General features: G+C 34.2%; 13 protein-coding genes and 1 pseudogene. 4 read left to right on the top strand and 10 right to left on the bottom strand.

The annotated features are described in order from the left end of the window. Positions 1-13 precede the first annotated feature (13 nt). Positions 14-1,399, top strand: coding sequence for a peptide MFS transporter (locus CQZ94_RS25725; protein WP_105587712.1), 1,386 nt, complete (start codon positions 14-16; stop codon positions 1,397-1,399). A 30-nt stretch (positions 1,400-1,429) separates the two neighbouring features. On the opposite strand, the gene CQZ94_RS25720 is transcribed toward CQZ94_RS25725, so the two are convergent. The 5 genes from CQZ94_RS25720 to CQZ94_RS25700 all read right to left on the bottom strand — a co-directional run bounded on the left by CQZ94_RS25720 (position 1,430) and on the right by CQZ94_RS25700 (position 5,492). Further along, the gene (locus CQZ94_RS25720) at positions 1,430-2,551 is read right to left on the bottom strand and encodes a YHYH domain-containing protein (protein ID WP_105587711.1); all 1,122 of its coding nucleotides are present in this window, start codon (positions 2,549-2,551) and stop codon (positions 1,430-1,432) included. A gap of 143 nt (positions 2,552-2,694) precedes the next feature. Next, on the bottom strand, positions 2,695-3,327 hold the full coding sequence (locus tag CQZ94_RS25715) for a class A sortase (protein WP_105587709.1): 633 nt from the start codon (positions 3,325-3,327) through the stop codon (positions 2,695-2,697). Positions 3,328-3,443: 116 nt separating this feature from the next. After that, positions 3,444-3,917 (bottom strand): DUF2178 domain-containing protein, encoded by a 474-nt coding sequence (locus CQZ94_RS25710; RefSeq protein ID WP_105587708.1) that lies wholly within the window; start codon positions 3,915-3,917, stop codon positions 3,444-3,446. After that, the gene (locus CQZ94_RS25705; protein WP_105587707.1) at positions 3,910-4,137 is read right to left on the bottom strand and encodes a helix-turn-helix transcriptional regulator; all 228 of its coding nucleotides are present in this window, start codon (positions 4,135-4,137) and stop codon (positions 3,910-3,912) included. The genes CQZ94_RS25710 and CQZ94_RS25705 overlap by 8 nt, the downstream gene beginning before the upstream one ends. Before the next feature lie 104 nt (positions 4,138-4,241). Beyond that, positions 4,242-5,492, bottom strand: a complete 1,251-nt coding sequence (locus CQZ94_RS25700; RefSeq protein ID WP_105587705.1) for a 3D domain-containing protein — start codon at positions 5,490-5,492, stop codon at positions 4,242-4,244. A 661-nt stretch (positions 5,493-6,153) separates the two neighbouring features. Between CQZ94_RS25700 and CQZ94_RS32465 the strand changes: the two are divergent. Together CQZ94_RS32465 and CQZ94_RS25690 are read left to right on the top strand one after the other, a co-directional pair. After that, positions 6,154-6,534: pseudogene (locus CQZ94_RS32465) on the top strand (methyl-accepting chemotaxis protein); the annotation flags it as partial. A 255-nt stretch (positions 6,535-6,789) separates the two neighbouring features. After that, entirely contained in the window at positions 6,790-7,602 is an 813-nt protein-coding gene (locus CQZ94_RS25690; RefSeq protein ID WP_002010553.1) for an undecaprenyl-diphosphate phosphatase, read from the top strand. Between the two features lie 187 nt (positions 7,603-7,789). On the opposite strand, the gene CQZ94_RS25685 is transcribed toward CQZ94_RS25690, so the two are convergent. Further along, the gene (locus tag CQZ94_RS25685) at positions 7,790-7,993 is read right to left on the bottom strand and encodes a hypothetical protein (protein WP_105587704.1); all 204 of its coding nucleotides are present in this window, start codon (positions 7,991-7,993) and stop codon (positions 7,790-7,792) included. 171 nt (positions 7,994-8,164) lie between these two features. On the opposite strand from CQZ94_RS25685, the gene CQZ94_RS25680 reads away from it, so the two are divergent. Next, positions 8,165-9,316: a VanZ family protein gene (locus tag CQZ94_RS25680; protein WP_105587702.1), complete on the top strand. Its 1,152-nt coding sequence runs from the start codon at positions 8,165-8,167 to the stop codon at positions 9,314-9,316. Positions 9,317-9,323: 7 nt separating this feature from the next. On the opposite strand, the gene CQZ94_RS25675 is transcribed toward CQZ94_RS25680, so the two are convergent. The 4 genes from CQZ94_RS25675 to cerA all read right to left on the bottom strand — a co-directional run bounded on the left by CQZ94_RS25675 (position 9,324) and on the right by cerA (position 13,834). Then, a complete protein-coding gene (locus CQZ94_RS25675) occupies positions 9,324-10,637 on the bottom strand; it encodes a D-arabinono-1,4-lactone oxidase (protein WP_105587701.1) in 1,314 nt (437 codons plus the stop codon). Continuing rightward, positions 10,625-11,797 (bottom strand): amino acid deaminase/aldolase, encoded by a 1,173-nt coding sequence (locus tag CQZ94_RS25670; RefSeq protein ID WP_105587699.1) that lies wholly within the window; start codon positions 11,795-11,797, stop codon positions 10,625-10,627. The genes CQZ94_RS25675 and CQZ94_RS25670 overlap by 13 nt, the downstream gene beginning before the upstream one ends. A 106-nt stretch (positions 11,798-11,903) precedes the next feature. After that, positions 11,904-12,905 (bottom strand): sphingomyelin phosphodiesterase, encoded by a 1,002-nt coding sequence (gene sph, locus CQZ94_RS25665; RefSeq protein WP_105587698.1) that lies wholly within the window; start codon positions 12,903-12,905, stop codon positions 11,904-11,906. A gap of 77 nt (positions 12,906-12,982) precedes the next feature. Beyond that, positions 12,983-13,834, bottom strand: a complete 852-nt coding sequence (gene cerA, locus CQZ94_RS25660) for a phospholipase CerA (protein WP_105587696.1) — start codon at positions 13,832-13,834, stop codon at positions 12,983-12,985. Between the last annotated feature and the right edge of the window lie 312 nt (positions 13,835-14,146).

Here is a 14,146-nt window from a genome sequence, read left to right as displayed (position 1 = left end):
GGAGGAAAATAACATGGAATCAGCGATACAACTAGAAAGAGAACAACAAAGAAAAAAGAAACATCCTCCAGGTTTATACTTACTCTTCTTTACAGAAATGTGGGAAAGGTTTAGTTACTATGGATTACGAGGATTATTAACATTATATTTAACAACAGCTTTAGTAAGTGGTGGTCTTGGGTTTAGTCCCGCTTGGGCACTCTCTATTTACGGATTTTATACTGGAGCTTGTTATTTCACACCATTGATCGGTGGATACTTAACAGACCGTTTTCTAGGTAAACGAAAAGCCATCACAATTGGTGGTATAACAATGGCAATCGGTAACCTTACACTATTTGCCTTGCAAAACCAGGTCGGCCTATACCTCGGATTAGCGCTTATTATTATCGGTAATGGATTCTTCAAACCAAATATCTCTACACTTGTTGGAGAATTATACGAAGAAAATGATCCAAAACGTGATAGTGCATTTACAATTTTCTATATGGGTATTAACGTCGGTTCATTTTTAGCTCCACTCGTTTGCGGCTTTTTGTCAGAAAATTTATTTAAAACAACAGTAGACGGTGTTGTTCATTACGGATTCCGTTTCGGTTTCTTAGCGGCTTCAATCGGAATGATCATTGGACAAATTTTATTTACAACACTATCTAACCGCTTCCTTGGTGATATCGGTAAAAAACCAACTCGCAATTTACAAACGACAGATGGACAACAAACAGCTGGAAATACACCATTAACAAAAAAAGAAAAACAACATACAGCAGTTATCGTTATTTTAACTTGCTTCGTTGTCTTCTTCTGGGCTGGATTTGAACAAGCTGGTAGTTCATTAACATTATATACAAACAAATTCGTAGACCGTTCTGTGTTCGGATGGGAAATTCCAACATCTTGGTTCCAATCGGTCAACCCGTTATTTATTATTTTACTTGCCCCAGCCATTTCAGCATTATGGGCGAAACTGGCAACTAGAAAAAATGGTGACATGAAAATCCCAACAAAAATGGGACTTGGTATGATCTTACTCGGTATCGGTTATATCGTTCTTGTTATCGCTACGTTAAAAACAGGTAGTGACGAACATAACATTACAGAAAAAGCAAACTTACTATTTATCGTCTTTACGTATCTTTTCCATACGTTAGGTGAGCTATTCTTATCACCTGTCGGGCTATCAATGGTTAGTGCTCTTGCTCCAGTAAAACTAGCTTCTTTATTAATGGGAGTATGGCTAGCAAGCTCAGGTATTGCTAATATTTTAGGCGGACAGCTTGCAAGCTTCACAACTTCACTTGGATATGCTGAAGTATTCACAGTTATTGGCGCTGTGGCGATCGTTTTAGGTTGTGTTTTATTATCAATTTCTAAAAAATTAGTGAAATGGATGGATTAAAAAAAGATGAGGAATTTTCCTCATCTTTTTTTACGCTTTCTTTCCTTTTTCTATTGCTTGTTCATACAGGTTTTTGTACTCTTTATATTCACTTGGCACAAAACTCTTATAGAAAAATGAAAGCCAACTATCCCCTTTTTTATAACCTTCTTCTCGAATTTCCGCTGCTTTCTTATTTGATTTAAACCCTTCAGTAAACCATTTCTTTAATGATTCATTCTTTTCATACTTAGCAGGAACTTTCAAATCATAATTTTCAAATGCATATGTATATCCAGCCTTTTCCGCTGCTTTTTTTGCAGACTTATATCCTTTTTCATACGCAGTTTCATATGCTTTCACATATATTTCTTTCTCACTATTTCCTGGTTTCTTTTCAGCTAACTCTTTACCAGCCTTTTCACCTAGTTCCGCCTGCTCTTTTTCAATTTTTTCTGTTCTTTCTTTATTTCCTACTTGAAAACCTTCTACAAAGTTCGCCTTAAACTCTGGAGCGATTTGACTATCATCCATTGTCTCTTGTGCTAATCCTTGCTCTTTTCCTTTTTCAAGATGTTCTTTTTTCTGCTCTTCTAAAGACCAAGCTGCAGTATAAGCAGTTGTAAATGCTTGTTTATATGTATCAGATTTTCCAGTTAAATGCCCTTCCGCATTATTTTTTCCTACTTTAAAATCTGTCTCTCCATTTTTTTGTCCTTCAAGTTGTCCCTTTTCCATATCAGCTTGGCGCTGGGCTTCCTCTTGCTTACGTGCCTCTTCTGCTTTTCTTTGCTCTTCGGCTACACGCTGTCTCTCTTCCTCTACTTTGCGCTGTTCTTCTGCAGCGCGCTGTCTCTCTTCCTCTGCTTTACGCTGTGCTTCTGCAGCACGTTGTTTTTCTGCCTCCGCATTACGCTGCGCTTCTGCTTGTCTTTCAGCTTCTACGGTACCATTATTATTTTGGCTAGGAGCTGGACTCGTTGTACCACTACTAGAAGCTGGTTTATTGTGATAATGATATTCCCCGTACTGCAATCCCCATTTTTCACAATTTGTACGACACGTATGTCCACCATTAGCATCTGTACGTCCTGGATGTGCATAAGCAGAAATTGGCGCTACCAATAACGCTACACTTGTTGTTAAAAGAAGTCTTTTTACTTGCTGTTTCACTTTTGTTCCTCCTAAAATCTAGAATCATTAATTTATTATATATAAATAGAAAAATATTTAAATACTAACTAAAATATTCTTTTATTTCTCAACATTGGATAAAAAAAGAAGGTTCACTCTTTAAAGAGTGAACCTTCTTTTTTTTATTTGTTCGCCTTTGTTCCTACTAGATCACCCGTAACAACAAAACGTTTCGAGTTATCCGAAACTGATACACATGTAATAAGTGTCAGCTCATCTTTCCCATGATCCTCTACAACTTCCCATTTATCAGGAGTCACTTCAGATACACCGGTAACAGTATACTCATACTCATTTGCATTGTCATACAAATAAATTTTATCGTTCTTCTTTAAAGTTGATACATCACTAAATAAAACACCTTTTTTTGACATATTATGCCCTGCAAGTGCATAATTTCCTTGTCCCATTACTTGATTTTCTTTTACAGTTGCCGCACCTGATAATAAATTCTTTTCAGTCGACGCTTTTAAAACAGGAAGTTCTAATGAGATGCTTGGAATTGAAATACGACCGATTACTTGTTTTTTATCTAACGATGCACTCGCTACTTCTGCCAAGTCTGGTTGATTAATTTTTGAAGCATCTACAAATTCCGTCTCATGCTTTTCATATGCCATCTTTTGAACAGCTTGCACATTTTCTGTCTGTTTCGTTTCTGCCTTATATCCATCATAGAATGGCTTTCCGATTAATACACCACCTACAACAAATAGAAGGATTGCTACTATACTATAAATTCTTTGCTTATTCATATACAATTCCTTTCCGTTACAAAATCTTACTCTATATAAAATGATAAGATAATATTGCTATATGTACAAGTGTAAGCTGAAAAGAAACCTTCTTGCCGGTGCAAGAAGGTTTCTTTTTAAGCTAATTTATTTTTGTATAGGGATATGTGGAAAACTGTCATTTGAATAAAGAAAATAGAAAATATAATATACAGTGGGTACCCGGGAAGATATTCATTAATAATAGGCGAAAAAGTTAAAAATCCGACTGCACAAGGTAACACATACCATAACGAAACAAAAGTTGTTCGACAGGCTTTATCCGTAATCGCTTTTTCACGTTCATCTTCTAGTGGAAATAATAATGGATACATCCAAAAAGATAAATTCTTGTATTTTTTCTTTTGAATTCTATAAAAAATTGTAACTATAATAGCTCCAATAAATAATAAAATGAATGGTACTCCATTAAACCATACTTCAAATGGGAACTTCTCGTTTTTAATTATATCTGCTAACTCTGTTATAACACTATAAAATTCAACAAATGTCCAGCAGGCTAGCGCAGTATAAAGCACGTTTACGATATAAGAAAAACCAATTCTATTCATCCTCTTCCCCCTCCTTATTTAAAACAAACACATCTTCCATCTTTAACTCGAACACATCACAAATTGTCAGTGCTAGTAACAATGATGGAACGTAATCCCCTTTTTCAATTGCAGCGATTGTTTGCCTCGTCACTCCTACCTTTTCTGCTAATACACTTTGCGTAAAATTAAAGCGAGCTCTCAATTCTTTCACTTTATTATGAATGGTCAAATTTACCACCTCTCACTATCATTGTATGATACTCTTAACAAAATGTAAACTCAACTTAACATTATTTTTTATAAAAAAATCCAACTTCACGTATTGTAAAGTTGGATTTCGTTTTAGTTTAAAATTGTGACTTTAACACTTCTTCTGCCCCAATTATTAGCTGCAGCTGAATCTGGCATTAATAAATCAATTATATGACCTTTAATCGCACTACCAGTATCTCCAGCAATTGCCGTCCCATAATTTTCCACATACACAGTAGAACCTAATGGAATCACAGCTGGATCTACAGCAATTAGTTTCATGTTTGGATTTGCAGTCAAATTATGTCCTAACTTAGATTTTACAGTTTCACCCGGTTTATAGCCATTTTCAGATGGATCAGCTGTATAAGCAGTTGCTGTTACATAAAATTCTTTTCCACCTTGAGCTGGTTTTGGATCCGGCTTAGCTGGTGTTGTATCTTTAGCTGCAGGCTCTGCCGGCTTAGCTGCCTGTTCTTCTTTTTGCTTAGCTGCTGCTGCCTTCGCTTTTGCTAACTCTTCTTGCTCAGCCTTTGCTGCTGCTTCAGCTTTTGCGCGCTCTTCTGCTGCAATTCTTGCTGCTTCTTGTTCACGAGCAATTGTTTCTTGTACTGCTTTCATATTTGCTTCAACTTTTGCTTTTTCTTCTGCTGCTAAATTAATTTGGTTTGCAATCGCATTATATTTAGCTTGAACCGTTTGTAAGTTATCTTGACGTTTTTTCAAGTTATCTTGCAAATCAGCTTGTGCTTTTGCTAATTTTTGCTTATCTACTACTAAAGATGCTTCTTTTTCGTCAATCGCTTTTTTATCTTCTTCAATTTGACGAAGATCTTGTTCTTGTAGACGTAAAATTTCTTTATCTGCTTCTAGAATAGTAGTAACTGCGTTCATACGTTGTATGAAATCTGCAAAGTTTTTTGATTCTACAACAACTTCTACTACTAAACTCGTATTTGAGCTATTTTGAACAGAAACCATACGTTTTTTCATAATATCCTTACGAGCAAGGACTTTATCTTCTAAAACGATAATATCTGCTTTTTTTTGTTCAATCTGCTTATGTGTTTCATCGATTTTACGTTGAATAGCAGCTTGATCCTCTTTATTTTTTGCAATTGTATTATTTAAATTATGTAGTTCATTTTCGATACCTTGAATTTCTTTAGTAACAGCTTGCTTCTCTTGCTCTTTCTTCTGCATATCTGCATCGTTTTGCTGCAATTGCTGTTGCATGTTGTTAAGTTTCTCGTCGTTTGACTCTGCTTTTACAGCGACTGTACTAGAAAGAACAATAATTCCTGCTAATACTAGACTACTGATTCGCTTAAAATAGTTCATAATCCGACTCCCTTCTTATACAGTTATACATGATTTATTTTACAGTTTGTTTACAAAACCATTAAATACAGTTTATTTTTCATGACAAAAAAAGAGAATTGTGAATAAAATGTAATAGATTCTTAAATATTTAACAATTACTATATTTAAAAATTATAAAAGATGCTAAGATCCAAATATAGAGAAATTAAAAATCCTAAAGGCGGTTGAATTAAATAAAATGTTTACTCAAAAGAAATCACTCCAACATAAAATTGATCAACTAGAAACTCATATACATGAACTAGAAACAGAATTAAAACAAAAAGATGTGGAAAAACAAGAAATTATATCTTCTATCCATAATCGTGTAAAAAGCGTTATGCAAGAGCACGAACTTGTAAATAACCAACATCATACACTCCAAAACTTAATTCAACAATTGAACGCATGCTTTGAAAATGTTTCTATGCGTACTACACATTCCAACGAATTAAATAACGAAATGCTACAAAAAGAGCAAAACTTAATTCAATCTATTGAAGAAATTATCGATTGCTCTAATGAAGGAAAAGAATCCGTTCATCGCTTACTCATTGTAATTAATAGATTAGGTGAACAATCTCAACGTACTTCTAATAGTATGAATCATTTAAGCGAACGCTCTAAAGAAATTGAACAAATTGTAGAAGTGATTCAAAACATTGTAGCACAAACAAATTTACTAGCGTTGAATGCAAGTATTGAAGCTGCACGTGCTGGAGAACACGGTAAAGGATTCGCTGTTGTTGCTAATGAAGTAAGAAAACTAGCAGAAAGCACAGCTGAAAGTACAAAAAATATCGGTAACTTAACGAAAAAAATTCAAGAAGAAATTGAAAAAGCATATGAAAATACAAAAGATAATTTACATTTAGTTGATGAAGGTGTAGAAATGAGCGCTGATACTAACGCTAGAATTGAAAATATTTTAATGATGATTCAAACATTACAAAGTGGTGCTACAAATGTTATTAAAGCTATCGAAAACCAAAAATCTTGTAATGATGATATATTAAGATAATTTGCAAACACACAACAAATGTTCCAAAAGTTAAATACTACTATTATGAATCATATTAATGATGCTGAAAAAGTCGATGTCCAATTATCAAAAAGTATTCAAGAAATAATAGTTTCTCAGTAATGTGAAAAATCCCCTATGACGTAATAGGGGATTTTTATTATATTTCGAATATTATTTTCTTCTCAATATTCACTCTCTCTTTTGTTATAATAGAAAAGTTATTTCTTTCGACTAATACACAAGGAGGATGTTATGGAACAATTTTATTACATTTTGAAATATTTAATTCTTGGTCTATTCCAAGGACTAACAGAACCAATTCCGATTTCTTCAAGCGGTCACCTCGTTTTAGCACAGCATTTGCTAGGATTAAAGATAGAAGGGTTTAGCTTTGAGCTACTTGTTAATTCAGCTTCATTATTAGCTGTATTACTTATTTATAGAAATGACTTAATTCGTCTAACAAAGAATGGTCTATCTTATATATTCACAAGAGCAGAAGATGCAAAATCAGATTTTTTCTTTATTATTTACCTTGTTATCGCAACCATTCCAGCAGGTGTAATTGGAGTTTTATTTAAAGATTATATCGACCACTATTTAAAAGGTGTTAAAATGGTTGGGATTTCCCTTCTTATTACTGCTATCGGCCTTTGGATTATTCGAAACTTGCGTGGACGAAAAAATGATGGCGACCTTTCTATGAAAGATGCAATCATTATTGGTCTAGCACAAGCTTGCGCACTAATTCCTGGTATAAGCAGATCAGGTGCTACAATCGTAGCAGCAATGTTACTTGGTATGAAGCAAGAAACAGCTCTTCGCTTCTCATTCTTACTATACATTCCTGTTAGCTTAGGTGGTTTATTGTTAAGTATTACAGACATTGCAAACGATCCAAATTTAGATACATTATTTGTACCTTATATTGTTGCTTTCATCGCAACATTTGTCATGACATATATTTCATTAAAATGGTTTATGAACATTATGGCAAAAGGAAATTTAAAATATTTCTCTTTCTACTGTATTATCGTAGGTGTGCTAACTATCATTTTCTTATAAAGTGAAACTTTAATCAGTGGGGGTTTTGTTCATCCCCCACTGATTATTAGCCTTCACCAATCGGGCGTTTACGGGCAGCCCGCAAATAGCGGGATAAAGTGAAACTTACACTCTTTAAAGCAAGTCATTCTATTAAAATATGAAATAAAAAACCTCTTACTGCCCCCATACAGTAAGAGGTTTCTCCTTATGCATAAACTTTCTTTTCCTGACAATACAGGCGAATAACATGTTTATTATTTTGAAATACATCATGTGTTAAGCGAATAATAATAAAGTTTCGTTTTGTGTTATCATCATGGACAAAAACCTGTTCCCCCTCTTGAAAACGCCATGCGCTTTCAAAAGTTGTAATATGACCCCCACTTACAGAAAAAAGCTCATATTGCATATCATGTACCCTCTCTCAACTTGTATCATTATAATATCCTTATATTAAATTTAGTATAACGTAAATCCTATATAATTTGTAATTTTTTCTATTTCAAACTAATATATCTTTGCTATAAACTCTTTTTAGGGCTATAATACTAGACGTATTTTTATTGAAAGGAGCTTCATTTTGACTGCATATTTATTCCCAGTAAAAACAGCATTTATTTTATTTCCTATTTTAGCAATGTTTCTCTTAATTCCTTTTTTAATATTTAATTATCGAAAATACGGTTATTTAAATAAATGGCGCTCATTTATTTTATACTCATTATTACTTTACTTATTAAATGCCTATTTTCTTGTTATTTTGCCGTTACCACAAACGTACGATACTTGTAGCCTACAACCTGCTAATACACAGCACATGCAACTATCACCATTTTATTTCATACAAGAGATTAGTAATCATACATCGGCAATTTTAACGAAACCAGCTACTTATTTCTACTTATTAAAAGAATCTGCATTTTTACAAGTTGCTTTTAACGTTCTACTAACCGTTCCATTCGGTATTTACTTACGTTATTATTTCCGACGTAGTTTCTTACAGACTATTTGTATTTCTTTTTGTCTTTCACTATTTTTCGAGCTAACACAGGTGACTGGATTATACGGTATATATAATTGTGCCTATCGCTTATTCGATATCGACGATTTGTTTTTAAATACATTAGGAGGAATCATTGGTTTTATTATCGCACCAGTATTTACGTACTTCCTTCCGAAAGCAAGCGAATTAGATAGTCATATTGATTTGGAAACGAAACCAGTTGGATTCGTTCGTCGCCTTATCGCGATGCAAATTGATTGGATTTTCTTATCTATCGTTGTACCGGTCATTAAAAACAAAGGAAATTCTATCTTTATTTCTAGTATTCAATCTTACACAAATGTGTATGAACTCATTTTCATTACGTGTTCGATCTTTATTTATTTTATTATCATTCCATACTTTACGAATGGAAGAACAATTGGAAAAGCATTACTTCGTATTTACGTGAAAGGAAAATCAGAACGTATTAAAATGAAGGAATTATTCATTCGTTACGGTATATTCTATTTTATTTTAGGTGGAATCAATTATATTCTTTCTAGTAGCTCTATTTTAAATCTTACAGAGCCTTTAGTATTACTGGTTACATTGTTGTTCCAATTCGTAATTAACGGCCTATTCATTATTCATGTTTTATTGCATGTATTTAGCCGTGATAAATTACTATTTTACGAGCATATCAGTCATACAAGAAATGCAATTACACTAAAAAAAGCTGACAAATGATTATTTGTCAGCTTTTTTTCATACTCATGAATAACTTTTCTGCATAAGGATTTAAAAACATTCCTGTTTCATCTAGTGACTTCCTCACCTTTAGAAACGAATGAAATTCTGGGTATATATCTTGTAATTGTTCATACGATAATGTATGCATTTTCCCCCAATGTGGGCGTCCTTCATACTTTCGAAAGATTTGCTCCACCTCACCAAAATAAGCGGCATACTTCATACCTTTGTACATATGAACGGCAATATACGCTGAATCTCTTCCGTACGCTGGACTGAGCCATATATCATCACCATGCACATAGCGACATTCGATTGGGAAATGCACTTTATACTTTTTCTTTTCAATAAGATTTGAAATCTCTTCTACAACAATCCTCATATGTTTTGCAGGGATACTATACTCCATTTCATAAAAAGGAACAGTACGAGATGTAGCAAACACTTCATAGCTTGGTCCAATTATTTTTGTATTCGGTACAGCCTTGGCTGATAATTGGCTTACCCCTTTACTAATAGAAGGAAACCACTTACACCCTTTAGATAGCAAAGAAAAGATCCTATTTTCAAGTAATTCGCCCTTTAGTTTATGCCACTTCAAATCAGTTCCTTTACTTGTTGTTTCATTTGTAAATTTCACTTGAACTTCATCTGAATAAGGAAAAATGAAAAATTCAAAATGGCGATTCTTCTTATATTCTTCTAATTTATCCATTACAGTAGAAAAAGGCTGTTTTTCACTTTCATAAACAAGTGAATAAGCTGGAATAACTTTCAGTTTGACCTTTACAATAATACCAAGCATTCCAAGTGATAGCTGGAACGCTTTCCAATATTCATGGTTCTCCGTTTCAGAACATACAATACTCTCACCTGTAGACAGAACGGCTGTAATCTCTACTACTTGCGTTGATAAGCTCCCAAATGTAACACCCGTCCCATGAGTCCCTGTACTAATTGCTCCTGCAATAGATTGCGAATCAATATCTCCTAAATTCTCTTGTGCATAACCTTTCTCCTCAAGCACTTCCCCTAAATCATGTAGTTTTGTTCCCGCCCATACTTCTACTGTCAGCTTCTCTGGATCAACATTCATAATTCCCTTGAGTTCATCTAACGAAACTAAAATTTCTTCTGTTTGGACGAGAGGTGTAAAAGAATGCCCTGAACCAACAACCCGAATTTTCTTTCCCTTTTCTTGTGCAAGTCCTACAACTTCTACTACATCTTGTATACTTTCTGGGTACATCGTATAATGCGGAGTTCCCTCTACATTTCCTGTCCAATTTCTCCATTTCTGTCCCTTTACAGAAAGCATTGACTATCCCCCCGATATGTTGAATACTCTCCAACAAGTTTCCCTTGTTTAATACGGTACAAAATAGGAAAGCGCTCGCATAACTCCCCAGCCTTACTATGGCGAAACAATATGGCATCCCCTAGACTCAATTGCTCTTCACCGTTATAATAAATCGGTGTTTGCGCTTCACCAGCTCCTTCTAACGCTAATAGTTTTGCACCATGTGGTTTCCAAATCTCAGGCTCTTTATCTTTACCAACTGCACCTGAAGCAATATACCCACCACCTAGACAAGTATAAATATGTGGAGCTGGTTTACGTACAATTGGTACAGCAAATCCAACGGCTGGCTGAAATTTTACTTCTTTATAATAATCAAACAGTTTAGGAGAATAAAAGGCGGATCCTACAGTAATCTCCGTAACTGAGTTATCTTGCTCAGTTGTTTTTATACTCCCCGTTCCGCCCCCATTTACAAACCTTAGTTCAATACCAAGGTTTTGTATTTCTTTCACGATACTCCCTCTTCTTTCGCTAATTTCTAGCACTGATTTCTTCTTTAAATACGAAATAAGTTTATTTTGAAGTCTTTGTTTTGGCATATCATCTCCCACTCCAGCAATTTGAGCTTCATAGCCCATTACACCATCCAATATTAAATATGGTGATGCCTTCACCTTTTCTACTATTTTTAAAGCACTCTGGACATCTTTTACTGGAGATCTTCTCACACCAAAATGAAATTGAAAAACACGACTACTCATATCAATATCTAAACAAACGCGAAAACACCCACTAGATTCCACAGCAATTTTTTCTAAATAAACAATATGTTCTTCACAATCTACCATACAAGTAATAATGATCCCTTGCTTTGTAAGTAAACTAATTTCATGTAAAGCTCTTTCATCATAAGCAGGATATCCTAGCAGTAAATCATTAAACCCTTCTTCAATTAAAAATAAAGCTTCTCTAGGTGAAAAACACATAATGCCTTGAAAACGATCATTTGCAGCCAAAATCTTTTTCATAATTGGAACAGAACGTAATGATTTACTCGCTATGCGAACTTTTTTATCACCGCTTAGTTCAATAACCGATTGAATATTTCTCTCTAACGCTACTTCATCTAAAAATGCACACGGTAATGGCAGCTCTTTAAAAACACTTCTATCCACATCGTTCTCTCCTCTTCTCTATATGTCTTATACATATTGGAAAGAAAGATTGATTTTCCTGTTTTCAAATAAAAAAAGTTTCTTCTTCACGAAGAAACTTTTTTGACTACTTCATAGAAATAGTTGCCTCTACTGGATAATGATCTGAGTAATCATTATACGTATATTTTTGCAACCATGATGTAACGGACCATTCTGGAGACTTTGGCTGTAACACTTTATTTTCTATACGTGCGGGATTTGCATGGTCTTTACTGGAAACAATGTAATCTAAATATTCTGCTGGGCTATCTGGGAAATTATACTTTGCAATACTATTTGTTGTTGCATCCCAAGTTGCTGTATGTCCTGCATAAGATGGTACAGACGCATGTAATGTTTTAAACATCGATGCATACTCTGAATTGCTATTATTCTCAGCATTTATTTTATTTACATTCATATCACCACCAATTAACACATACTCGTTATTTGGTATATTTTTATTTTTAATAAACTCTTGAATTTCTTGTAGCTGTTTTGTACGTACAGATGCTGGCGAAGTTTTTCCACACATACTGTCTTCAGCTTGTAAATGCGTTCCAATTACATGCACAAAATTATCATTTTTCTTAACTTTTGTGTATACAAACCCTTTATTTGATAAGTTATCTGGTCCGCATCCTTTTTCAAATACATATTGAATCTTTTCAACGATCGGCCATTTACTTACAATAGCTACGCCACCATCTTCAGGGGTTGAAGATGAATAATTACCTAAAGTTTTATCCCATTCGTTTCCGTTACTACGACCTAATACCGCCGTTTGATTTGGATATTCTTTCTTTAAATTCCCTAACAAACGATCTGATGCACTATTATCAAATACTTCATTTAATATAACAACATCCTGATTCTTTATATAATTAGCTGCTCCAATTAAATCAGCACGCTGACTTTGTCCCCAGTTCGGATATAAATTCGTTGATAACATATATACATTATGAGTCATCACTTTCAACGTATCATTTTGATTTGTAGACATTTCCGCTTGAGCGGAAGATCCGCTATATAAAGCTCCTAGACCAATCCCAAAGCTTAGTACACCTTTTAGCAATTTACTTTTCACAATTCATATCCTCCGTTTACTGTATAGTGATAAAAAGGCCAAATACTCTATTCGGAGATTTGACCTTTTTCAAGTACTTAACGATTTACATACGTATCAAACCAAAGCTGGATATATCCAGCAGTTACGCGTTGTGCATCCATTAAGCGCTTACCTGTCATTGGTGTAACTTCAGCGCGCCATTTATCTGCGTAGTCTTGCGATACAGCTGCTTTCACGAACCAATCTTTCGTATTATCATTTACAATACCGGAGTAATCTTGTTTCGCCACTACTGCCGCTCCATGAATCCAATCTTCAGGGTTCGTACCTTTCCAGTTCCAATATCCATTTCCATCCGTTACTTTATAATTATCTTTTATCGTATCTACAAAGTTTTCATATTTAGAATGGAATCCTTGTGGATACGAAAGATTTGTGAAGTTTGCCGCATGCATCGGTTGGTTTACATCCCCTAAATAATGAAGAGATAATCCTAAATAGAAGAATGCCTGTTTCATATCTTTATTTTTGTATGACTCACCTGCTAGTTTGAAATATTTAGCTCCTGTTTCCTTCGCCTGCTTTGCAAATGGAATATACGTTTTCCCATTATCAGGATCATAGAAATGTGAAGCAAATGTACTATTATCATAATAAGGATTTTCATAGTCAGCAGAATAAATACCGTTCTCTAGATCCGTACGCCATTCATTTAATAGTGCAACTTGATCTTGTTTTACGAGTGTCGTATTACGAGACATAATATCAATTGCACGGTTTACGATCCATAAATGAGAGTTTACGCCTTCTTTATGTTTATCTTCAGCAGACCAGCGCGGAATAACTCCAACTTTATGTCCTCCATCGTTTTCATGAGCAAATGCTACGCTTTGTAGTGGAGCTACTAAAGTAATAGCTGCTGCTAAAGCAAGAACTTTCTTTTTCATCTGAAATCCTCCATTTTATAATTGAATTATTGTAAATAGTTTGTCAGGATCCTATAATGTCTTTCGGTTAACCTATGACTAGAATATCCCACCTTTCACTAAATTTATATTAATAAATTAAAATATGCAAATGTTCATATCATTATAACTTTATACATAGTGAATATAATGATTGAATGTACTTACATTGTAATAAAGTATTGTTAAGCTACTGCAAATACTTGTCTAAACTAATGTAAAAAAAGAGTAAAGCGATTTAATCTGTACCCTTTGTAAAGGACATTTTGAAAAAAGTTAGGCAACATCAAGAAG

This window comes from Bacillus sp. MYb209 (assembly GCF_002975175.1).
Classification (GTDB): Bacteria; Bacillota; Bacilli; order Bacillales; family Bacillaceae_G; genus Bacillus_A.
The sequence above is the reverse complement of the archived record's forward strand: the minus strand, read 5'-3'. Positions and strand labels throughout refer to the sequence as shown.

Coding starts and splice junctions, on each gene's coding strand:
- CQZ94_RS25725 (WP_105587712.1), top strand. CDS start 14: ATGGAATCAGCGATACAACTAGAAAGAGAACAACAAAGAAAAAAGAAA.
- CQZ94_RS25715 (WP_105587709.1), bottom strand. CDS start 3,327: ATGAATAAGCAAAGAATTTATAGTATAGTAGCAATCCTTCTATTTGTT.
- CQZ94_RS25710 (WP_105587708.1), bottom strand. CDS start 3,917: ATGAATAGAATTGGTTTTTCTTATATCGTAAACGTGCTTTATACTGCG.
- CQZ94_RS25700 (WP_105587705.1), bottom strand. CDS start 5,492: ATGAACTATTTTAAGCGAATCAGTAGTCTAGTATTAGCAGGAATTATT.
- CQZ94_RS25690 (WP_002010553.1), top strand. CDS start 6,790: ATGGAACAATTTTATTACATTTTGAAATATTTAATTCTTGGTCTATTC.
- CQZ94_RS25685 (WP_105587704.1), bottom strand. CDS start 7,993: ATGCAATATGAGCTTTTTTCTGTAAGTGGGGGTCATATTACAACTTTT.
- CQZ94_RS25675 (WP_105587701.1), bottom strand. CDS start 10,637: ATGCTTTCTGTAAAGGGACAGAAATGGAGAAATTGGACAGGAAATGTA.
- cerA (WP_105587696.1), bottom strand. CDS start 13,834: ATGAAAAAGAAAGTTCTTGCTTTAGCAGCAGCTATTACTTTAGTAGCT.